This is a genomic window from Psychrobacter sp. DAB_AL32B, assembly GCF_002224105.1.
GTDB lineage: Bacteria > Pseudomonadota > Gammaproteobacteria > Pseudomonadales > Moraxellaceae > Psychrobacter.
In genome coordinates, this window is record NZ_NEXU01000017.1 from 163786 (window position 1) to 186005 (window position 22220).

Below are 22220 nucleotides of genomic sequence, written 5' to 3' on the forward strand. Positions count from 1 at the left end.
AAATACAGTGCTGCTGGGATAAATTTTTCGAAGCCTCTGGAGTGCAAAGCGCACAGCAAGCAAGGAAAATTTATACCAACAGCACACTATATTTAACGTGCCACTTTTATTGGAGAACTGACTATAGCTAGTAATGACTGAAATAAATTATACGCCGTACTGGGCGCGATAATGCTGCATTTTTGCAAGCTGGGTCGCGTCTTTATGCTGGCCGCTGGCGTCTGTTAGGTAATTGATTAAATCATCGATATCGACAAGAGCACGTACTGGTACTTCTAAGGTTGCTGCCAGCTCTTGGATGGCAGAATGCTCAGCCAAGCCTTTTTCTTTACGGTCGAGGGCAACGATAATACCGGCAACGCTTGCCCCTGCTTGCTCTAATATCTCAACTACTTCACGCATGGCCGTGCCAGCCGTGATGACATCATCGAGTATCCATACCGACTGACCACTGACATCGGCACCAACCAAATTACCACCTTCGCCATGAGTTTTAACTTCTTTACGGTTATAGCCCCATTTAGCATTGATACCATGATATAGCCATAACGCTTGCGCAGTAGCGGCTACAAAAGGAATGCCTTTATAAGCGGCACCAAAGATAACCAGTTCTTTATTATCAGAACCATTAGCATGCTGCATTTGTTCAGCTAAGGCATCAGCATAACCACGCGCTAATAACGATAACATTTCACCCGACGCAAGCAAACCTGCATTAAAAAAATACGGGCTAATACGTCCAGATTTTAAGACAAACTCACCAAATTTCAGCACCTGATTGTCTAAAGCAAGCTGAATAAAGTCATGAGATGAAAATGAAACATTGTTAGCATGTTGAGCGTTGTTAGCATGTTGGGCGTTAGGCATTGAGCATTCCTATTAACAAAGAGAAGATTTAAAAACAGATATTATGATGCGCATTATAGGCGTTGTGGTTTAACTTGACCAACCATTGATATCATAATCTTGCATATCAGGATAACGCGTCAATAGACCACAACGTGATGAGATATTAAAGTAGCACTGACCATCATGACTCACTTGTATATCCCAACCCAAATAATGGGCGGCAACAATAACATGTCCTGTAAAAATCCGAATTTGGCGGTACGCATGACGCTGTGTTGGCTCGCAGATAATCTGACTGAGCAGATAGCTGCGTATATGCTGACAAATTTGTGCGGCGCTATAGCTATGATTGATGCTTTTGCGACTGCTGCACTGCTTTAAAGCATGTACCGCTACACTACACGCCATAATATCTGTGGCTAAACTGCCCGCGCCTGTTTCAAATTGCTGCGGCTGTAGAATCACTTGCCAATCATCAGCATAAAGACTACTGAGTAGCTCATCAGGATCATAGTTTTTAATCAGTGCGCGCAGAGATAATGTAGCAGCAGACGCCTTAGCTTTAGTAGCGGCTTTGGTGTTAATAGCTTTATTGCCATCTATATCACCTGCTATCAAGTCACCTACTATCGAGTCATCTACTACCGAAAACCCATAACGACTTAGTGTTGGATAAGTTCGAATGGTTTGCTGAATATCGGACATATCAAGCAGGGTCATCTCATTTAATGATGATAGTAACGGTTGCTCACTATGATTATGATAAAAACTAGTCGGAAGCTCGATTAGCTTTGCCGCGCTCAGTAGTGACAGATGCTCAGCCAAAACTTCTGAAGCAATCAGCTGCCATTTCGACAAGTGGTCTTCATTGGGCTGGTAAAAATGCGCAGCATTGCCATATAATCGGTGCAACTGCCCGTTTAGGCGCCGCGCCGGCTCTGGAATATCGCTTAGTGATCTTGCAGGATCAATTGGCAATCGCCTCGGATCAAAATTAGGATGCACAATCGCAGGCTGGTTACTATTGGATAAAACTGCTGACTGCTCAGCATTAACTTCTGCAAGCTGAGCCTCTTCTGCTACAAGCTCAGCATTGAATAAACGGTCATCAGAAGTAGAAGGCTGGGTCATGAAATCTCCATAGGCTAGCGCGTTTAAAACAAAGCACTTAAATAAAAAGCTTAAATAAAAACACTCAAACAACACCTTTAAAAAAACAACATTGAGTCGATATGAATAGGAGTCAGAGTGAAATGAGCGGCATCAAAGCGCCTGTGGTATAACCATTATCTTAGCCTTGATGCTGCAAGATATCTTGATAACCTACTTGCCAATCAGGATAAGTGAGCCAAGCTAATGGAATGTTGCTGTGTAAACGTTTTCCTGTCACCGCTGTTTTTTTATCGTCCACTTCTGGTAGCGTTTCACCTACTTGCTCACTTAACCATGTGGTCAGCTCAAGTGTCGTTACTGGCGCATAATCGGTGGCAATATAAAGTGACTTGGGCGTATCTATGGTCAGTACGTTGATAATAATCGTCACCAAATCGCGATCCATAATACGATTACTCCAATCTTCGGCAGCAATCGGTTCTTTCTGTGCCTCTTTGGCCTTACGTAGACGCATTAATCTTTCGCGGCCATAAATACCGCTTGGGCGAATGATAATAGCTTTGTCACCAAACCCTTGTTGCAATGCTTGTTCTGCTTGCAATATGATTTTTGACGCATCACGTTCGGGGCTGACAGGCGCGGTATGCTCATCGATCCATTCCCCTTTATTTTGCCCATAAATCCCTGTTGAAGAAATAAAGACGACGCGCTCAAGATTAGTCAGCTCACTTGCAAGCGTTGCTAAATGCTGACAAATACTTAAATAGCTGTCGTTATAACCACTGGTCGAATACTCATCAGGCGTTACGATAACAGCAATACGCGTAAAGTCTTTTAACTTCTCGACAGTCAATGTCAGCGCATCCGCTTGTATAAATTTCGCACTATCATCTAACTGATAATGGCTACGTTCACGACGCGCCAGCCCAGTGACAGACAAATTGTCTTGAGCAAGTTTATTAGTCACCGGTAAACCAATGTCGCCCTGTCCAATAATAAGTAATTTCTGAGTGGACATAACTTATCCTTATTTATAATGATCGTTAATCAATAATGCGAATAACTGCCTTTAAAATGCACGTTTACTTCAATGTAAAAGGCAACAGCTAGTTAAAAATAACGCATATAAGACAGTTTTATATCATCATTAGCATCGACACGCTCTTGCCAATCGTAGCTGGCATTAAGCCTTAGCGCTTGTTTTTTATCGATATCATACTGTAGCCCAAGCGTGGTAATCGGCTGCCAATAGTGACCAGTTACCTCGAGCTCATCGCTGCTGCCATGATACCAATACGGCAGTTGCAATTCAGCTTGCACGCGTAACTGATTGTTAATTTGATATAGGCAGCCAGCATTTACCCCTGCCCCCACGCGGTAGCCTTTATTAATACCGCGTCCTGCTTGCACCGCTCCTGTCGCCAAGGTATAGCACAGCTGCGGCGGCATCTCGCCAGAGTTAGCAGGCGGCGTTCCAAATGCCCACGATTTACCATACTCTAAAGTAGTGCTTCCTACTAAATGATCACGCCCACCTTCTTGTGAGCCATCATTGATACGCGTGGCTTCAACACTCGCGCCCCACGTCTGGCCTTTTTTAGCAGTATTGACAGGGTTAAACGAACGTCCGCGAATTAAAGTAAAATTCTGCAAAACGACACTTTTTGGCTGATTAATCTGGTTCTCATCCTTGTCATACAAACGCAATGTCGCTTTGACGCCTTCTAAATCAAAGAACTGCCCAAACCCTGCGGTACGATCAAGCGTATCATGGAAGCCGGCACGTAGACCAAGCTCGATATAGTTGTTATCTCCGCGCTGGCCAATACCAACCTGACCACGCTGCAACGCATGACGATCAAGCGGATTATTATTAGGTGGGGCAATAGTCACTGGCAATAACGTCTGACCATCAGCGCTCAAGCTCGATGACAAATTAATATCGGCTGATTTAATATTGTTTACCGCTTCTTTAGTCAAAGCTTGATAACCCAATTTGGCAGCTTGCACGGCTTTATTTAGCTGTGCTTGGCGTACGCTACTGTCTGCTGGCGTATAAAGGGTGCTTGCTAGCAAGTTTTCAGCTTTAAGTAAATTGACCACATCGGAGGGGATAACGGCATAAGGCAGCTGGCTGAGCAAATGCAGATTGGGGCGTACCACATCGATAAGACGTAAAACCTCCGAAGCACAGTTATCAGTCGCAAAGTAATAGGGCAAACTCAAGTCTTTGGTTTCCCACACATGCAGCATGATTTGCTGCACCTCGCTTGGGGTTAAGTCTAATTGATAGGTCCAAGTATCACGTTCATCTTCTTTTAGATAGTCTGCAAACTTTTTAGGATAAGGATCAATTTCGATCAGATTATCATAGCCACCACTCGCCGCTTTAACGGCATAAATCAAAAAGCTATCGGACGCATCACCATCGACGGTGTCATTAAGCGCATACGCATGATGAATCTGGCTAGGATCAGCCACACTAGCTTTTGAATCAATACGCAATAAAGTATGGCCAAAGGCAGAGATAGGATTGTCTAAATACTCTTGCGCAAACATCAGTGACAACTGTTCAGGCGCTAGCATTGCCATCCAGTCATCAAGCTCTGAGCAGTCAGTTTGTAATGCTGTTTTGTCAATATTTAACGTCTCTGTGAGCCACTGTACGCGCGCAGGAAAACGGCAAAGTACTGAATTGCTATTATTCGTTTTAACATTGCTACTGTTGCTACTATTGCTCGTAGATACTGTTAATTCCTGAGTAAGTGCAACCAGCATGGCGTCAAGTTCCGCTGCTGAATCTTGCTGACCATTGCTAGTTAAGAAAAAACTGCTGTCTTCTACCACGCTTTTATTTTTCTTTTTGCCAAGCAAGCTTTTTTCATCATCGATAAAATATAGTAACCGACGCCATGTTATATGCTGGGCGAGATTGTCCTGTTTTACTTGCTGACGCCACGTTGTTAATAACTGCTCAGCATTCGTGTTTTGGATTTTTTGAACATTTTGGGTATCTTTTTTATTTTCATCTATAGATTTTGCTAAATTTTTAGCAATCAAATCTGGGTTAGTATCAGGGGCAAGTTCACCTGTCGTTACGAGCGATGATGGCGTCGGTAGAAACGCTTGCGCCTGCGCAGTTAAAAGCAACCCTGCAATTGTCAGTGGCAAACGCGCGCGCCTAGTCAGCTGTGTTGGCGTACCCTCTATTGCAATAAGGTTCGAATTAATAGACTTTAAGTTAATAGACTTTAAATTAATAGGCATGAGGTAAAATCTCGCACTGTAGGAGTCATACGCTTATCGCGTTATTAGGTCTGTCGAATTATCAGAATATATATTCTCAATAATTATCTTTTCTATAGGTATGTTTGCTATTAATGTATACAAAATTTATGATAAAAGGCATTTCTACTATGCTTGCTTTATAACATTATAAAAGAGAATACTATGTCCATAGCGTCAGCAATGATTATTAACGATGGTCGATTATCAACGGCCTCTTGGCTGGCATCCCCAAACTGCAATAGAAGACCTAAGAAAATAAGCATTGATACTATTGTGATCCATAATATCAGCTTACCACCGAGTGAATTTGGCGCCTGTGGCACTGACGGTTTACATTATGTTAAGGCCTTATTTACCAATCAATTAGACTGGGAAGCGCATCCGTACTTTAAGACGATTGAAGGTGCAGAAGTTTCAGCTCACCTATTTATAGAGCGTGATGGTGCTGTGACTCAGTTTGTTAATTTTAATGAGCGTGCATGGCATGCTGGCAGGTCTAGTTATCTTGGTCGACCTGAATGTAATGATTATAGCATTGGCATTGAACTTGAAGGGTCAGATTTTGTGTCCTTTACATCCGCGCAGTATGCCGCACTTGCACAAGTAGTCGCCGCTATCTATGACGCCTACCCTAAAACCCGCCGGCATCTAACCGGTCATAGCGATATTGCCCCTGGTCGCAAGACTGACCCCGGTGATTATTTTGAATGGGTAAAATTGCGCGAGATGGTAGCCAACAAACTTGAGGACTAGCTCGTATTAGTAGCTCTGTTAATAGCACGCCTAATTTCCACATCCAATTCATTTACCGCTGCTATGAAAGTGCTATAATCTGTCAGTTTTTTGACCTTAGTACATCAATAAATAAATTAGCAAACCACTCAGCATAATAGGTTCTCATGGCAAAAAGTCGGTTATTTCGTTCAACCATGGTAGTCAGTAGCATGACCATGCTGTCGCGTATTTTAGGTCTGGTACGTGATATCGTATTACTAGGCGTCTTTGGCGCTGGTGGTCTGATGGATGCCTTTTTGGTCGCCTTTAAGATACCTAATTTTTTACGTCGTCTATTTGCTGAAGGCGCGTTTAGCCAAGCCTTTGTGCCCGTCCTATCAGAATATAAAGAGAAATATAGCTTACAAGAGGTACAGATATTAGTCAGCCGTACTTCAGGTGCGCTGTTGCTAATTTTGTCCATGCTCACTGTCGTGGTGATTTTAATGGCGCCGTGGGTAGTGACTTTATTTGCTCCGGGTTTTGCTGATCAGCCTGATAAGTTTGCTATTACTGCTGAATTGCTACGTCTAACCTTTCCTTATTTGCTATTTATATCAATGACTGCTTTTGCTAGTGGTATTTTGCAAAGCTACGGACGCTTTGCTGCCCCTGCTTTTGCGCCGGTATTATTAAATCTATGTATGATTGGCGGCGCGTTGGTATTTTCTCCCATGTTCGAGACGCCCATTATGGCGCTCGGTTATGCGGTCGCTATTGCCGGCTTATTACAACTATTACTCCAGTTACCGCAGTTGTCACAACAAAAGCTATTAGTTCTGCCTAAAATCGATTTTCAGCATGAAGGTGTCAAGCGCATATTAAAGCTGATGTTGCCTGCTATTTTTGGGGTGTCGGTTACTCAGATTAATCTACTATTAAATACTATCTTTGCTTCATTGATGATTGGTGGCTCGGTTTCATGGTTATATGCCGCTGAGCGCATGAGTGAGCTGCCACTTGGCTTAATTGGTGTGGCCATTGGTACGGTTATTTTACCTAGCCTATCGAAAAGTGAAGCCCAAAAAGACGATATTAGCTTTAAAAAGACTATTGATTGGGCAGCACGTTTAATTATTTTGGTGGGTGTACCTGCATCGGCGGCCTTATTTATACTGTCTGATGTGCTGATGCAAGCGTTATTCTTACGTGGTGAGTTTACCTTACGTGATGCGCAAATGAGTTCGCTCGCGTTACGTAGTATGGCGGGTGGCATATTAGGCTTTATGCTAATTAAAGTCTTTGCCCCTGCTTTCTTTGCTCGTCAAGATATACGAACGCCAGTGAAAATTGGTATTATTTCCGTTTTTGCCAATATGATTTTTAGCGTCATCTTCATCGGGATATTTTACTTTTTTGAGATTCCACTGCATGGTGGTCTGGCACTTGCGACGACCGGCGCATCATTTGTGAATGCAGGCTTATTGTATTATTTCTTACATAAACGCGATATTTTCCGTTTTGGCAGTCACTGGAAAAAGCTGTTTGCGCAGTTTGCGATTTCTACCAGTGCCATGGTCGCTGTGCTTTATGTCATGCTACCCTACTTTCCAACCGATGATGCTCAGTGGCGACGTTTGGTTGCGCTACTGATTATGTGCACGGTCGGTGCACTGATTTATGGTGTGGTGTTATTAGCAACAGGCTTCCGTCCTCGCCAGCTTAAGCATGGTTAGAATGATTTAACTTACGAAACCAAAACAAGGTCAATATGAGAATTGACAATGAATGATGCTGATAGTTGCCATAATGGCTCATTGTTAAATCACTCACTATTAAGGTTTTATATGATAAATCGGCAACTCACAGCTCGACGCTTACCTAAGATTGTTGCGACTGGTTTACTTGGTTTTTCTTTATTTAGTGCCGGACTGCTGATAAGCGGTTGTAGCGATAATGATAATGTGCAGAGCAAGCCAGCGAACGAGACGACAGACAGTTCATCTGCCGTAGAGACTGCTAAGAGTACGGATGATGTCGCGGCTAATGCTGATGTTAATAAGGCTAATACTAATAGTATAGACGACAGTGCCTCAGATACACCCGATACGGACATTGTTAGTCACGATATCAGCCCTATCGCAGCAGCCGTTAAAGAGCCAAGTATACTAACCAATAAAACCCAAGTCGGTACACCAGAAAATACGGTCAAGCTAGCACTTGATACTTTATATTATGGCGATATTGAAAAGGCTGCGACTTATTATAAAGTCGATATGGAAGATTTCGCTGAAGAGTTAAAAAATACTCAGTTTGCCTTTAAGCAGACGGTTGAAGCCGTCACTATTATTGATACCAAATACAACAGCGACAAAACAAAGGCAACTGTTATCGGTGAGCTTATGCTCAAAGGCCAAAAACAACCTGCACCCCTGACTTATGAGCTACAAAAAATCAATGGTGAATGGAAAATATTGGGCTAAAACTGTTCAGTATAAATAACGGGTTTAACGCTTGTTACTATAGTAAGTGCAAAATAAAACACCTATGATTGTCACAACATTCTGCTGATATAAATTTTTCTCGCTTGCTGTGCGCTTCGCTAAACAGAGGCTTCGCAAAATTCATATTAGCAACACTATATTATTTTTAAAGTGAATCGACTATATCGTCTGGAATGACGGTCTTACCAAGCATCACCACATCAGCGATAAAGCCATCCATGTCACAAACCTTTGGCATATAGCCCCATTGCTCAAAGCCAAGTTTACCGAATAGACCTAAACTGGGCTGATTATGAGCAAAAATAAGCGCTATCACATTATGAATCTCAAGGCTTGGCGCTTGATTCAGCATCCAGTATAGCAATAAGCTGCCCAGCCCTTGACCATGGTAATCCTTGTGCAGATAAATGCTAATCTCGCTACTGATATGATAAGCCGGTCGCGCATACAAATCACTAAAGCTGCCCCACGCAACTATTGGGGGACATTCTTTTTGCTTCGCGCTGTCGATAGCTACTATATCTACCATTCTAACGACATAAATAGGTCGTGTTGCACTGTTGAGGTGTTCCTCAAACCAAGCTTCGCGCTCTTCAGAAGTTACTGGCGTTAGATTGGCCGTCGCTTGCTTACCGGCAATACTTTGATTATAAATTGCTAAAATTTCTGCTAAGTCGTCTATGCTTGCGCGCTGCACAAGAAATTTATCGTTGAGCTTGTTTGCTGCTAATAGATGCAGCATAGAATGAGAGACATTATTAGCATCAGACTTAGCAGTGGCGTTAGAAGCAACATCAGACATAGCATTTCCATGATTAACGGTAATTGGTAATAGAGAATGTGCGATAAATTGTTAATTAATAATAAACTCGGAATGAAAAAATAAACCTCAATCAGATAAAAGCACTAACTTTTAAGGTTGCTGGCGTTGTTCTTTTATTATCAGCAGACTATAAGATGTTAGTATGGCTATTTTACTTTATAATAGCTGATTTTAAACGCCTCGATTTTAAATATAGAAGTGTTTTTTCACTTTTTATCTGGTCTTATTTATCATAGCTGAAAATTTATGAACACCTATTTTCTTGAGCAATTGATGACGTCTTCAGACGCTTCGCATAACAACACCAGCCCAATAGCTTTAGCGCCTTGCGTGCTTACTATCGGTAACTTCGATGGCGTGCATTTAGGTCATCAAGCGATGCTTGCTCAAGTCCGCGAGATTGCACAGGCGCGTAATCTTGGCTCTGCGGTCATGATATTTGAGCCACAGCCACGTGAGTTCTTTGCTCCAGCTACTGCCCCGGCACGCCTAACCAATCTTGCTGAAAAGCAGGCGTTGCTAGCAGAATATGGGGTTGAAACCTTGATTGTAGCGGGCTTTGATGCCGAATTTCGCTCGTTATCAGCACAGGCATTTGCAGATATTTTAGCGCGACGCCTCAATGTAAAAGCCTTGGTATTGGGTGATGACTTCAAATTTGGTCATGACCGTACCGGTGACAGCCAGTTTTTGCGTGATTATGGCTTGCATGTGACCAATCTACATACCGTCACAGATAGCAGCGATAAAGCGGCGCGTATTAGCTCAACCCGTATTCGTGATTTATTATTGGCCGGTGATATTAATGCTGCTAATACGTTACTTGGACGCGAGTATGCAATCACAGGAACGGTCGTCGGTGGTGATAAAATTGGTCGAACGATGGACTTCCCTACCGCCAATATTGACTTAAAGCGCATAAAGCCTGCTCTACACGGTATCTTTGCGGTCGATGTCGTCAGCCTCGATGAGGGTGGTAATGTCATACCTAATGGCTTAACAGTTCGCACGGATGGCGAGAATAAAGGTGTAGCAGGGTTGCGTCCGCATAGCTTGTTTGGTACGGCCAATCTTGGCACCAGACCATCGGTGGATAAAAAACACGATTGGCGGTTAGAAGTGCATTTTCCAGAGTTGCAAGCTGACTTATATGGTCTAACCTTGCAAGTGCGCTTTTTGCACTATTTGCATGGCGAACGACATTATGAGAGCCTAGAGGCCTTAAAAGCTGGTATTCATCACGATGTAAAAGAATTACTTGAGTGGCGATCAAAGCAAACAACCCGCTAGAAAATATAGCTAATAAATAAAAAAAGCCCGCAACATTTTATCGTTGTGGGCTTTTTATAAATGCGCTTTTATAAAAATCTCATTTTCTTCTAAGCATCTGGATGCAGTCGCACGTTTAAGTCATCAATGACCTCAACCCATTCCGCATCTTTTTCCCATTCTTCTTGTAGAAAAGCTCGTTGACTGTCCGTCCAAATCTTAGCTTCTATTAACTTCTCTTCTTTTGCCAATTTATTATTGTCGATAAAACTATCAATTGCTTCGTCTGAGCTATCCAGCCCTAACTGAGCAAATAGCTCATTCATATTATATTCAGGTTCACCCAACATAACTTTCTCCTTAAATGATACAGATTAATGACACAGATTTGTATGTGCTTATTATTTAGACTAACCATTTTATTGTAGCAAGCTTTATGATAATAGCTGTTAATCAACGTTTATCTAACGTTATCAATTGTATTAACCGTCTCGCGTTGATGGTACAAAACTGAGAAGTTATGAAAGCAACTTATGTTAAGCATTAGAAAACAGCAGATTCTAAAGATATATGCTAAACCACAAAAAAGCCCTCAAAGTTTGTGAGGGCTTTTCATACATCATATACGTGTTATACATTATATGCTTAATAAACAGGGCTAAATTTTTAGCTGTTTAGCGACTTATGGTAGTAAGTGTGCTACTGCATCACGCTCTTCATTAAGCTCTTGCTCAGTGGCTGCCATCTTCTCTTTTGAGAAAGCTGAAGACACATCAACGTCAGCAACGATAGACCAGTCGCCATCTTTACAAGTACATGGGAACGAGTAAATCAAGCCTTCAGAGATACCATACTCGCCATTAGAGTAAACACCCATAGATACCCAGTCGTTATCATCAGTACCCATTACCCACGTGCGTACGTGTGCAATTGCAGCGTTTGCAGCAGAGGCTGCAGAAGAGGCACCACGAGCTTTAATGATTGCCGCACCGCGTTGTTGTACTTCTGGGATATAAGTCGCTTCATACCATTCGCGATCTACTAAATCTAATGCAGGCTTACCGTTTACGGTGCAAGCAGTCAAATCAGGGTACTGAGTTGATGAATGGTTGCCCCAAATGATCATTTTTTTCACGTCATTAATGGTGCTGTCAGTTTTACCTGCTAACTGTGCCATTGCGCGGTTATGATCCAAACGAGTCATCGCAGTAAAGTTACGTGGGTCTAAATCTGGTGCATTACGCTGAGCAATAACAGCGTTGGTATTAGCAGGGTTACCTACTACCAATACTTTAACATCGCGGCTAGCAACGTCATTCAATGCTTTACCTTGCGCTGAGAAAATCGCAGCGTTGGCTTCTAGCAAATCTTTACGTTCCATACCTGGGCCACGAGGACGTGAGCCTACTAGCAAAGCATAATCGATATCTTTAAAAGCAACATTGGCATCATCAGTTTGTACGATACCTGCTAATAGAGGGAATGCACAGTCTTCTAATTCCATAACCACACCCTTTAAGGCGTCTAGTGCTGGAGCGATTTCAAGTAATTGCAAGATTACTGGCTGATCTTTACCTAGCATTTCACCAGATGCAATACGAAATAACATAGCATAGCTGATATTACCAGCGGCACCAGTTACGGCAACACGTACAGGCTGTTTCATAGAATATTCCCTAATTGATTATTAGATAATTCATGATTATCATTTTAGATATCGACTTGCTAGATGAATAATAGCAGTCATAAACCGAGGGTTAGTGTAGCACTTCAGCGTATTAACCGTCTAGAGAAAGCGAGAAAGCTATCCATAACTATATTGTTACATTTTATACGAAAAAATATCGACAATTGTTATAGATAACTATATTAATAAAGTAATAGAGGAAGACAGAATAAGATTTAAAGTGTGCTTTATCAGAAGCATTTCGATGAATATCAAAACGTTGAAAAGAGTTTTTGAATGATTGGCGCTGCCGGCTAATGACGTGCTTTAGATACGCAATCCATAACTAGATTAATAAAGGAATATTATTTACCGCCTGAAATAATAAATTTACTGCCACAGTTATCCACGACATTATGACAAGTGCCGAATTGACTACCCTCATAACAAACATGCACATCGGTCAATATCATCTGACGACGACTACCGACTTGACAGAGTAAATCAACACTAGCAGGAGACATGCCACTATTAAGCTGGGTCATTTGCCCAATAAAACGAGATTTTAGCACCGTATAGCTATTCCCAGTATTTAACTCATTAGGCAGCTTTAATGCACCAGCATAGTTGGTGATTTGCCGAAAATAACTGCTGGCGCTGAGCGGACTACACGCGCCATAGCGCTGCCAAGCTTGGGTACGAACCGTCGTATCAGGCATGATACGGTTAACCACTTTTAGCTGTAGGGGTGTCAGACGTGGATCGCTACCGCGCCCACAGCGCTCACCATAGCCCATATCTAAGCCTGATACCGTTAAAGAATACCCTTCTAGGCACTGGCGCATACGAGAACGCGTTGGTTGTAAATTACATAAGGCTGGCGTCATCTCAATCATCAATACGCGCTGTCCGATTTTGGCAGCATTAGCAGCTTGCGCAGGCAGCATTGTCGCCCCTTGCAGCAATAGCAAAGCGGCAATACCGGTAGCAGTACGGCCTTTACTGACATATTTTTCGCTCATCAAGCACTTATTTACATGATCTGATAGCACTGTCTTTGACATCGAGCCCACCTTGGTCTGAATAGATAGCCGACACCTAGCTTGCGACGATATGGGCAGATTGAAATATGTTTTAATCATAAGGAGTTAGAGCATTTAGCAAGGATAAAAGTAGCTTATAAGCTTAGGTGCTAGCGCTGAAAGCGCCTAAATTAATAACCTAAGAATACACGGAGCAATGCAAATGATAATTAAAGCAATGGTAGCAAAATGCTTTTTTTAATCTATAGCAAAAACGTAAGCGTCATTTAATTTGGGCGTTATTCTCATCATCATTGAATAGCGACGCAAAAATAAAGATATGAAAAAACCACTAACAGTCTTTACCGTTAATGGTTTTTTAGTAGCATCAGTAAGCGTTAGAATCCGGCAGGCACGGTACCCATACGCTGACTAATCGGCTGACCACGACCTAATAGGCTGCTATAAATAGTGGCATTTTCCATCACGTGTTTGACGTAATTGCGCGTTTCAGGAAAAGCAATCGATTCGACATATTGATCTGCCGCCAATGAGCCATAAGCTGGCTGCCAACGCTTGGCATTGTTCGGGCCAGCATTATAGCCAGCCGTTGCCAATACAGGTTGGCTGTTCAATTTACCAAAGATATCACCCATATACCACGTACCATAACGAATATTAGTATCGCCACTATTGGCGCGGCTAGCACTGTAGGTCTCACCCAAATTGCGAGCGATATATTTTGCGGTATCTGGCATGACTTGCATCAGTCCACTCGCACCAACATTAGAGCGCGCAGAGGGTACGAAACGACTCTCTTGACGCATAATACCGTATGCCCATGCCGGATCAATACCAGCTGATTGACTATAGCGAACTACAGCACTTTGATGCGGCATCGGATGCGATATCGCCAAGCTGTTTACGCTGTCGGTATTATCAATCGCATATATCGCACGGTCAAGCCAACCTATGTCGTACGCTTGGCGAGCAGCAGCAATAATCAAATTATTGTCACGATTATCACGCGCTTTTTTCACCGCCCAGTTCCATTCGCGATTGGCATAGGCGCGACTGGCATCGGCGTTATATAAAGCAAATGCTCGGGCAAAATGTGGATTTTGCAACGCACGAGCTCGATCAGCGCTGCTGACATTTGGTAAATTACTACCACCCAAACGGCTAGCATCAAAACGTTGACCGACTTTATCTTTTGCCATCAAACCATAATATTCGTTGCTCTTCGCCAAATTTTGATACATTTTCTTAGCGGTATTACGCTTACTTGAATCGTTTGACTGCTCATACGCACGTGCCAGCCAATATTGCCATTGGTTGGTTTTTTGCGACTCAGCATCCATTCTTGAGATGGCTTCAACCACATCATCCCAACGACTAAAACGAATCGCTGCCATGGCATAATATTCTGCTTCTTCAAAACTAAAGTCATTGTCTAAGCTATTACGGAACCAGTCAACGGCTTCAACGTTAAAGCCATCGTCGGTATTGTGATTCATGCGCTGTACACCAAGGGTACGATAGGCTGCGCGGCGAGTATCATCCGTCAATAATTTAGCTGAACGCTGATCGTCTTGTTTGATATCAAAATCTAACTGTAGCGCGGCCTCACGATAAGACTTTTCTGCTATACGCCCTATGGCATACAAGTACAAATATTGATTGTTTTGGCTAGCAGGCTCACTGGCAAAACGACTGAAGAATGACGATGGGCTTAGTTGGATTTCACTCAATGACGAATAAGGAATAGGCGTGCCCAAACGTGAAGACAACGCCATAATATCGCCGGTCTTACCTTTACGTAGCATACGTTTAAGACGGGAGGTACGGTCTTGATTACTAATCAGCGCGTTGTTATTCATCTCTAGCGCCAACTGATCACATAGAGCAGGCTGCTTTTTGGTCGTCAGCCACACATCAGACTTCGCTGCCATGGCGCGCATGGTATCGCCGCCGTTATTGAATCCCAACGCAACGGCACAGCGTTCACTGTCATCGGCGTTGGTAATTAGATTCGCAACTTGCCGTACTGAGGCATAATCATTTGACCCAGCTTTGGTTTCAGCAAAATCAGCAACCAGCTTTTCCGCCATCACTGTATCCGGATATTGGCGTACAAACTGCGATACGGCCGCTGAGCTTTGCGAATTAAGATCCAGATTCATCCGCCAGTAAGTTGGATACATGGCAAACAAGCCGCCACTCATTGCTTGCTCATAATTATAAAGCGCATTAACATCGCCGCGTTCTGCCGCAATTGCCGCCGCAGTGAATGAACCCACTCCATTGTCTGGCTGATAACCGCTATTTTGTGGCGAGCTGTTTTGTTGAGCGTTATTTTGTGTGTAACCGTCAGGCTTATAGCTCTCAGGCTGGTAGCTTTCTACTTGATACTTGCCTTCTTGTTGGTATGTACTACTATCGCCCCATGTCAATTCTGCGCAAGCAAGTTGCGAAAATCCTAACGCTCCTACCGCTGTCGCCAAACTCAGCGCACTGGTTCTGAGCCCGGTTTTTTTAAACCGTTCGGGCGTATAATTTTGATGATGAGCATTCTTATCCATGATACCAGGAGCAACCTGCGGCTTTGTCATACTGACTCTCTTTATAATATGTCTAAATAATTCATCTAAGTAATGTGTCTTAAATAATTTTTCTAAAACGGTTTGAATCGCAATTTATTGAATAGTGCTGATAGGATTGCATTCATCATACTATACTCGTTGCACTTTCAACCATAAGCTTTACTTTTCATTAATAAACTGGATAGCACTGTGTAACACAGAGGTGTTATCGAGCATTAATCATTGTTCATTATTACTGATACCAGTTATAGCCAAATAATGCTCGATAAGCAATTGATACTATTATAAATAATCTATTACCATTATCATTACTAGCACACGCTAATTTTTCACATTGACGTGGGGTTGTGATAAAATACGCCACCTGTTAATCGCCTACCCCGCTATATTTTTAGTCAATCATGGACTTATCCTTATGAGTGTTACTGTATTCAATCCTCGCCTCGATGACGCTGCTGTCGCTGACATCACTGCTATTGCGCCTGCCGTCACTGCACTCAAAGAACCAAGTTCAGCCGAAGCACCGGTAAAATCAGCAACTAAAAAAGTATTTATCACCACCCAAGGCTGTCAGATGAATGTCTATGACTCGGGCAAAATGCTCGATGTCCTTGGCGATTCACACGGCATGGAAGTGACCCATGATATCGATGAAGCCGATGTACTGCTGATGAATACCTGCTCCATTCGCGAAAAAGCCCAAGAAAAAGTCTTTTCAGAATTGGGTCGCTGGCGTAAACTGAAAGAAAAACGTCCTGACCTCGTCATCGGCGTTGGCGGCTGTGTCGCTTCACAAGAAGGCGACAACATCCAAAAACGCGCGCCTTATGTTGACATGGTTTTTGGTCCACAAACTTTACACCGTTTGCCAGAGCTATATGACCAATCACATGAGCAACGCGAGATTGCACCTAAAAATCGTATTGGTACTGTGGATGTATCTTTCCCAAGTATCGAAAAGTTTGATTTTTTACCAGAGCCAAGAGTAGAAGGTTATAAAGCTTTTGTTTCTATCATGGAGGGCTGCTCGAAGTATTGCTCGTTTTGCGTGGTGCCTTATACTCGCGGTGAAGAATTATCGCGCCCACTTGATGATGTATTGGCTGAAATCGACAGCTTAGCCGAACAAGGTGTGCGTGAAATCAATCTACTTGGTCAAAACGTCAATGGCTATCGCGGCGAAAAAGACGATGGTAGTATTTGCCGCTTCGCTGAGCTATTGCACTATGTCTCTCACGTCGATGGCGTTGAGCGTATTCGCTACACCACCAGTCACCCGCTAGAATTCACCGATGACATCATTGATGCCTATGCACAATTGCCAGAATTGGTATCACACCTGCATCTGCCCGTTCAGAGCGGCTCAAACGCTATCTTGGCGGCGATGAAACGTAACCATACCATTGATGTTTATATTAATCAGATTAATAAACTTAAAGCCATTCGACCTGATATTTACTTATCGAGCGATTTTATCATTGGCTTCCCGGGGGAGACCGATGAAGATTTTCAAGCGACGTTGAATTTGGCAAAAGAGCTAAACTTCGATCACTCATACAGCTTTATTTATTCTAAGCGTCCGGGTACGCCAGCGGCAGAACTGCCAGACGATGTGAGCTTCAAAACTAAGAAAGAGCGCTTGGCTGAATTTCAACAAGTGATTATCGACTCAACGCTTGCTAAAACCCATGAGATGGTTGGCACTACGACCCGCGTCTTGGTTGAGCAAGTCGCCAATCGTCATCCTGACTGCTTAATCGGTACGGCGGATAATACTCGTACCGTGATGTTCCCTTATGATGTTGATAAAATGGACGAGTTACTTGGCAAAATCGTCAGCGTGCGCGTGACTGACTTTGTTAGTCCGCATATGGTAAAAGGCGAGCTAATCGAAATATTGGCATAACCGTTAGAAAATAATCTTGAGTAAATAAAAAAGCCGTTCGCTATTCAATAGTGAACGGCTTTTTTTATGCTTATTTAAAAGCTTTATTTACAACACCTTTTAGTAATTCTTCAAACCTGAGACAGCGTATAAATAGAGTTAATCGCAAGCAACCTGATTGAATTTCTCTATCAGCATAAAATTTTTAGCAGTTAACCTTTATTTGAAACTACCCTTATTTATTGGTGAGACTACTATCGTAACTTATTTACTAAAACGACTAATTTGCTCCATTGCTTGCTTTAATAGTGCGTAATCGGGTTCCTCTTTCAATGGCTTATACTCCTTATCAATGTATGAAAATTGTCCTGCAGAGCCAACCTCCATAATATCCTGATGAGCAACTACAGCGTATTTGCTATAGCTAGAAGAAAGCAACCAATCACGATCAACAGGCTTACCCAATAAATCCACTCCCATAGAATAGTCTTGTATTGGATTTTTCACTCCAAGATAGTTCTGTAATAGTGTTGGTACAACATCTTGATGGCTCGTGAAGTAGTTATTCCAGCCATCGACATTTGTAGGCACGTTTTTACCAACGATAACAAAAGGAACGTGTATTTGAGGGTTTGAAAAATTACTGTTATGTCCCCAATAGTTCTGCTTATTATCATTTATCTCTTCGCCATGGTCACCTGTAATAATGACGATAGTGTTTTCCATCTCTCCTGAGGCATTCAATTCATCTAATACTTGCTTAGCAAGACTGTCGACAAAATGTACGCTCGTTTTATAACGATTCATTAATGGTTGAGGATCAGTTTTATTATTTAACTTTAAATAATTGACTTCAGATAACATTGGCTCATAGCGATGAGGATAGTCTTTAGGGAAGTCATAGCTATGTGGTGAATCGTAAAATAAAAATGAAAATGAAGGCTTTAAGCGGTCTCTTTGTCCAAACCAGTTTAACCATTCTTCTGTAATATTTTGGTCGCGCTCAACCGCTGTACTGCCTTTGGACTCTTTGCGAAGATTAGGCACTTTTAAAAACACGGTTTGGTCAAACTCAGGATTATGTAGTTGCGCAGATGCGAATATACCTAACGGGTAATCTAAATCTTGCATACGATCGATAAAAACAGGGCTTGTTTTATTATCTATTGCACTGTGCCAGTACGTCGATGGAATACCATAAAAAAAACCAAAAATCCCTGCTCGCGTTGCGTTTCCTGTTGATAGATGGTTTTGAAAAATTGTACCATTTTGAGAAAAATTCCAAAGATTTGGGGTGTTTTCTGCATTAAAAGTATCTGCTCGCCAAGAATCTATAACTAAAAAGACAATGTTCGGAGGATTTGCTACGACTTGCGTTTGCAATGGTTGTAATGGAAATTTAAAATCTCCTTGTTTTTGCATAGTCATCAATTTTTGCTTTTCTAAAGCTTCCTCATCAATCCAGCCATATTTAGTCATTAAACTATTAGAAGTCATTGGATAGAACAGTGGTAGATAGCGTTTAAGCTGGGTCACTGATTGGTAAGCGTGCGCTGCGGCCCAAATATGGATTAGATGACTTAGCAATAGAGCTGTTACTGCTGAAATGCTAAAAATACGCCCTGTTTTTGCTGGCAATCTAATCTTTCTTTCATCAATTGCATATAAAACACCTAATTCTATAGCAAATACCAATACCACAGCACCTATGACCATTAGCCAGGTCGCTACAGATAAGCTAACAATTTGTCCTGCGAATATCAAATCTAACATTGCAGGATTGATATGAAAGCGATAGCTTGCGAATACAGCAGTATCAATAAATAGATAAACCAATATTAACGATGCTAATGTCGCAACGATTATTCGGCGTATCCAACCATAAGGTAAAAAGAAAAAGGGAAGCAGAATAAGGCTCACAATAGCCGTCAAAGCAACCATATGTGAGAATGTCGAAAGGACTAAAAACAATAGTCCTAGCATATCACTCGGTACTTCAGGTAAAAACCTTAAGTATCGTAAGGCGATAAAAATAGCGAAAATAGAGTTGATCAGGATAAAATATCCATAAGTCGTTAATCTTTCTTTAATAGTCATATTATTATTAAGTCGCAATAAAGTTGAATGAACTAAAACCATTTACGCTTTATGCAAAATGATTGGCTCAATCATCGGTAATAATGGCATCAAGGATAACGTAGTAGTCAATTTTTAGGCTGTACTGGGCTGATTTGAAAATAACTGGGGCAAAAAGCAGCTTTAATGAAAGTAAAGCTCATTAAATAAAAAAATGGTTAATTATAGGACTTTTAAATGATTTGAACAATTGTTTTAAGCTCATTTTAAGATAAACACTCTTTTATATTAAGCTTGCGATGACGTCAGCCAATAAAGCCGCGGCAATTAAGATAAATATCACCCCGCAACCACGATTAAGCCAAGCTAAACGCTCGCCAACATCCAACCAACCTGCCAGCTTTTTGCCGCCAATCGTATAGATAAGTTGCCAAATCGTCTCACTTAAAAACAGCCCTAACGTTAGCATGATATATTGTGGCCATAGCGGCGCACTGAAATTGATAAATTTAGGAAAAAAGGCCGCAAAAAATAAAATCGCCTTCGGATTGGATAGTGACACCCACATACCCGTCCGAAACAGCATCCAATCGCTAGGCGCTGCCCTAACCGCTGCACTAGAGAGTGAGCGCGGCTTAAGTTTATCAGGTTGCTGGATATTATCAGGGCGATTAGAGCTCGTTGCCAGTTCTGCGCTAACCTCCGCATTCATTGCGCTCATTACACTGGCATCATCCATTAAACTGTTGTTAGCGGCATTATCACGCCACGATGAAATACCCAAATAAATAAGGTAGATGGCACCTACTGTTTTAATGACCGTCAATAACCACGGCGACTGCCGACTGATAACATCCAATCCCAATAGCGTCGATAGTAACAGGATAAATAACCCAAGGCTTAGACCTGCCAGCGTCCATAAGGTGCGCTTGACGCCATAATTAAGACCATACTGAAATGCCAGTAGCATATTCGGACCGGGAGTCGCTGAGATAAAAAACGTACTTGCAAAAAATACCGCAAACAGATGCCAAGACATCAACTAACCCCTACTTTTTTATTTAAAATTAACTGACTACACGAAAAAATAAACACCGCCATAAAGACGGTGTATTTTATATCAACTAATACCGAGAAAGCGCAGTTTATTTCTCCACCGTACAACTTGCTAATAGACGCTGTAAAAAACTATCGCAGCGCTCAATCTCATTTAACGCAACATATTCATCGGCTTTATGTGCCTGCTCAATACTGCCAGGGCCACAGATAATGGTTGGAATACCACTATTGGTAAATTGTCCACCCTCGGTTGCATAGGCAACTTTGTGACGTTTATCATCCCCCGTCAGTGCGGCTATTAGCGCTTGTAGCTCGCCACTGTCGTTATCAGTCATTGCTGGCACGCTTTCCTCTTGCATCAGTTCAATACCGGTTTCTGGTGCGCGTGCTTGCATTTGTGCTGTTAATTCTGCAACTTTTGCTTGAATCGGTGCGAGGATATCGTCCTGTGTCATATGCGGTAGATTGCGATAATCAAAGGTAAACTCACATAAATTAGGCACAATATTAGTCGCTGTACCGCCTTGTATCGTTCCTACAGATAATGTCGAATAAGGCACATCAAACAGCACATCATTATCAAGACGCTGGCTTAATTCATCTGCCAACTCATCAACATAGCCCACCAAACGGCTGGCATAGCTGATAGCATTAACCCCTGTCGCTGTCAGTGATGAATGCGCAGATTTGCCATGCACGCGGCAACGGTAGACGGCAATACCTTTATGCGCCACCACCATCGCCATATTGGTCGGCTCACCAACGATACAATAATCCGGTGTAATACCGCGTACCTTTAAGTCTGCCAAAATTAATGGCGCGCCCAAACAGCCAACTTCTTCATCGAATGACAATGCCAAATGCAGAGGACGACGTAGCTGACCACTATTCGATAGCTGTACCGCTTTTGGCAACAGCGTCAAAGCACAAGCGATAAAACCTTTCATATCACAAGCACCGCGCCCGTATAGCTTGTCATCACGTATCGTTGCGCTAAATGGCTCTGATGTCCAATCCTGACCATCGACTGGCACCACGTCAGTATGACCAGATAGCACAAGACCGTTATTTACTTTATCCGCATTTTTCCCTGCTGGTACTGTCACGAATAAATTGGCTTTGTTTTTGGCGTTATTAAAGGTCAAATCTACTGTTAAGCCTAATTGCTCACAATAGCGTTGCACGTCTTCAATTAACGCCAAATTTGAATGGCGACTAACCGTATCAAAGGCAATAAGCCTTGTTAGCCAGTCAATGCTGTTTTTAGGATAATCAGCATTAAACATAGCTTGTTTTTTATCGTTATTGTGAGTTGCGACAGTCATGAGATATCCTTATCACGATACAAA

At 42.3% G+C, this 22220-nt stretch carries 17 protein-coding genes; 5 read left to right on the forward strand and 12 right to left on the reverse strand.

Translation table 11 applies throughout. The features are described from left to right. Positions 1 to 147: 147 nt before the first annotated feature. From pyrE to CAN34_RS02315, 4 genes are all read right to left on the reverse strand, one after another. Positions 148 to 867 (reverse strand): orotate phosphoribosyltransferase, encoded by a 720-nt coding sequence (gene pyrE, locus CAN34_RS02300; RefSeq protein ID WP_089554260.1) that lies wholly within the window; start codon positions 865 to 867, stop codon positions 148 to 150. Between the two features lie 69 nt (positions 868 to 936). Then, entirely contained in the window at positions 937 to 1980 is a 1044-nt protein-coding gene (locus CAN34_RS02305; protein ID WP_089554261.1) for a hypothetical protein, read from the reverse strand. Between the two features lie 160 nt (positions 1981 to 2140). Continuing rightward, positions 2141 to 2980: an NAD-dependent epimerase/dehydratase family protein gene (locus CAN34_RS02310; RefSeq protein WP_089554262.1), complete on the reverse strand. Its 840-nt coding sequence runs from the start codon at positions 2978 to 2980 to the stop codon at positions 2141 to 2143. 92 nt (positions 2981 to 3072) lie between these two features. Beyond that, positions 3073 to 5229 (reverse strand): DUF4105 domain-containing protein, encoded by a 2157-nt coding sequence (locus CAN34_RS02315; protein ID WP_121509215.1) that lies wholly within the window; start codon positions 5227 to 5229, stop codon positions 3073 to 3075. Positions 5230 to 5412: 183 nt separating this feature from the next. On the opposite strand from CAN34_RS02315, the gene ampD reads away from it, so the two are divergent. The 3 genes from ampD (at position 5413) to CAN34_RS02330 (ending at position 8447) form a co-directional block, all read left to right on the forward strand. After that, entirely contained in the window at positions 5413 to 6003 is a 591-nt protein-coding gene (gene ampD / locus CAN34_RS02320; protein ID WP_089554263.1) for a 1,6-anhydro-N-acetylmuramyl-L-alanine amidase AmpD, read from the forward strand. 146 nt (positions 6004 to 6149) lie between these two features. Beyond that, positions 6150 to 7700: a murein biosynthesis integral membrane protein MurJ gene (murJ, locus tag CAN34_RS02325; protein ID WP_089554264.1), complete on the forward strand. Its 1551-nt coding sequence runs from the start codon at positions 6150 to 6152 to the stop codon at positions 7698 to 7700. 111 nt (positions 7701 to 7811) lie between these two features. Continuing rightward, complete coding sequence (locus CAN34_RS02330; RefSeq protein ID WP_089554280.1) at positions 7812 to 8447, forward strand: hypothetical protein; 636 nt, start codon at positions 7812 to 7814, stop codon at positions 8445 to 8447. Positions 8448 to 8613: 166 nt separating this feature from the next. Here the strand turns inward: CAN34_RS02330 and CAN34_RS02335 are convergent, their stop codons facing one another. Then, complete coding sequence (locus CAN34_RS02335) at positions 8614 to 9270, reverse strand: GNAT family N-acetyltransferase (RefSeq protein WP_089554265.1); 657 nt, start codon at positions 9268 to 9270, stop codon at positions 8614 to 8616. Between the two features lie 294 nt (positions 9271 to 9564). Here CAN34_RS02335 and ribF point away from each other — a divergent pair, with 294 nt between their 5' ends. Then, positions 9565 to 10581: a bifunctional riboflavin kinase/FAD synthetase gene (gene ribF, locus CAN34_RS02340; protein WP_254423052.1), complete on the forward strand. Its 1017-nt coding sequence runs from the start codon at positions 9565 to 9567 to the stop codon at positions 10579 to 10581. An 89-nt stretch (positions 10582 to 10670) separates the two neighbouring features. Here the strand turns inward: ribF and CAN34_RS02345 are convergent, their stop codons facing one another. The 4 genes from CAN34_RS02345 to CAN34_RS02360 all read right to left on the reverse strand — a co-directional run bounded on the left by CAN34_RS02345 (position 10671) and on the right by CAN34_RS02360 (position 15860). Beyond that, complete coding sequence (locus tag CAN34_RS02345) at positions 10671 to 10910, reverse strand: DUF2789 domain-containing protein (RefSeq protein ID WP_079692542.1); 240 nt, start codon at positions 10908 to 10910, stop codon at positions 10671 to 10673. Positions 10911 to 11242: 332 nt separating this feature from the next. Further along, positions 11243 to 12226: a malate dehydrogenase gene (locus CAN34_RS02350; RefSeq protein WP_089554267.1), complete on the reverse strand. Its 984-nt coding sequence runs from the start codon at positions 12224 to 12226 to the stop codon at positions 11243 to 11245. Positions 12227 to 12591: 365 nt separating this feature from the next. After that, the gene (locus CAN34_RS02355; RefSeq protein ID WP_254423049.1) at positions 12592 to 13290 is read right to left on the reverse strand and encodes a ribonuclease T2; all 699 of its coding nucleotides are present in this window, start codon (positions 13288 to 13290) and stop codon (positions 12592 to 12594) included. Between the two features lie 356 nt (positions 13291 to 13646). After that, on the reverse strand, positions 13647 to 15860 hold the full coding sequence (locus CAN34_RS02360) for a lytic transglycosylase domain-containing protein (protein WP_089554268.1): 2214 nt from the start codon (positions 15858 to 15860) through the stop codon (positions 13647 to 13649). A 406-nt stretch (positions 15861 to 16266) separates the two neighbouring features. Between CAN34_RS02360 and miaB the strand changes: the two genes are divergently transcribed. Next, positions 16267 to 17757, forward strand: a complete 1491-nt coding sequence (gene miaB / locus CAN34_RS02365; RefSeq protein ID WP_089554269.1) for a tRNA (N6-isopentenyl adenosine(37)-C2)-methylthiotransferase MiaB — start codon at positions 16267 to 16269, stop codon at positions 17755 to 17757. A gap of 243 nt (positions 17758 to 18000) precedes the next feature. On the opposite strand, the gene CAN34_RS02370 is transcribed toward miaB, so the two are convergent. The 3 genes from CAN34_RS02370 to argE form a co-directional block, all read right to left on the reverse strand. Further along, the gene (locus tag CAN34_RS02370; RefSeq protein ID WP_089554282.1) at positions 18001 to 19833 is read right to left on the reverse strand and encodes a DUF3413 domain-containing protein; all 1833 of its coding nucleotides are present in this window, start codon (positions 19831 to 19833) and stop codon (positions 18001 to 18003) included. Positions 19834 to 20095: 262 nt separating this feature from the next. Further along, positions 20096 to 20851: a LysE family translocator gene (locus CAN34_RS02375; RefSeq protein WP_089554270.1), complete on the reverse strand. Its 756-nt coding sequence runs from the start codon at positions 20849 to 20851 to the stop codon at positions 20096 to 20098. A gap of 106 nt (positions 20852 to 20957) precedes the next feature. Beyond that, positions 20958 to 22196, reverse strand: coding sequence for an acetylornithine deacetylase (argE, locus tag CAN34_RS02380; RefSeq protein ID WP_089554271.1), 1239 nt, complete (start codon positions 22194 to 22196; stop codon positions 20958 to 20960). Positions 22197 to 22220 lie beyond the last annotated feature (24 nt).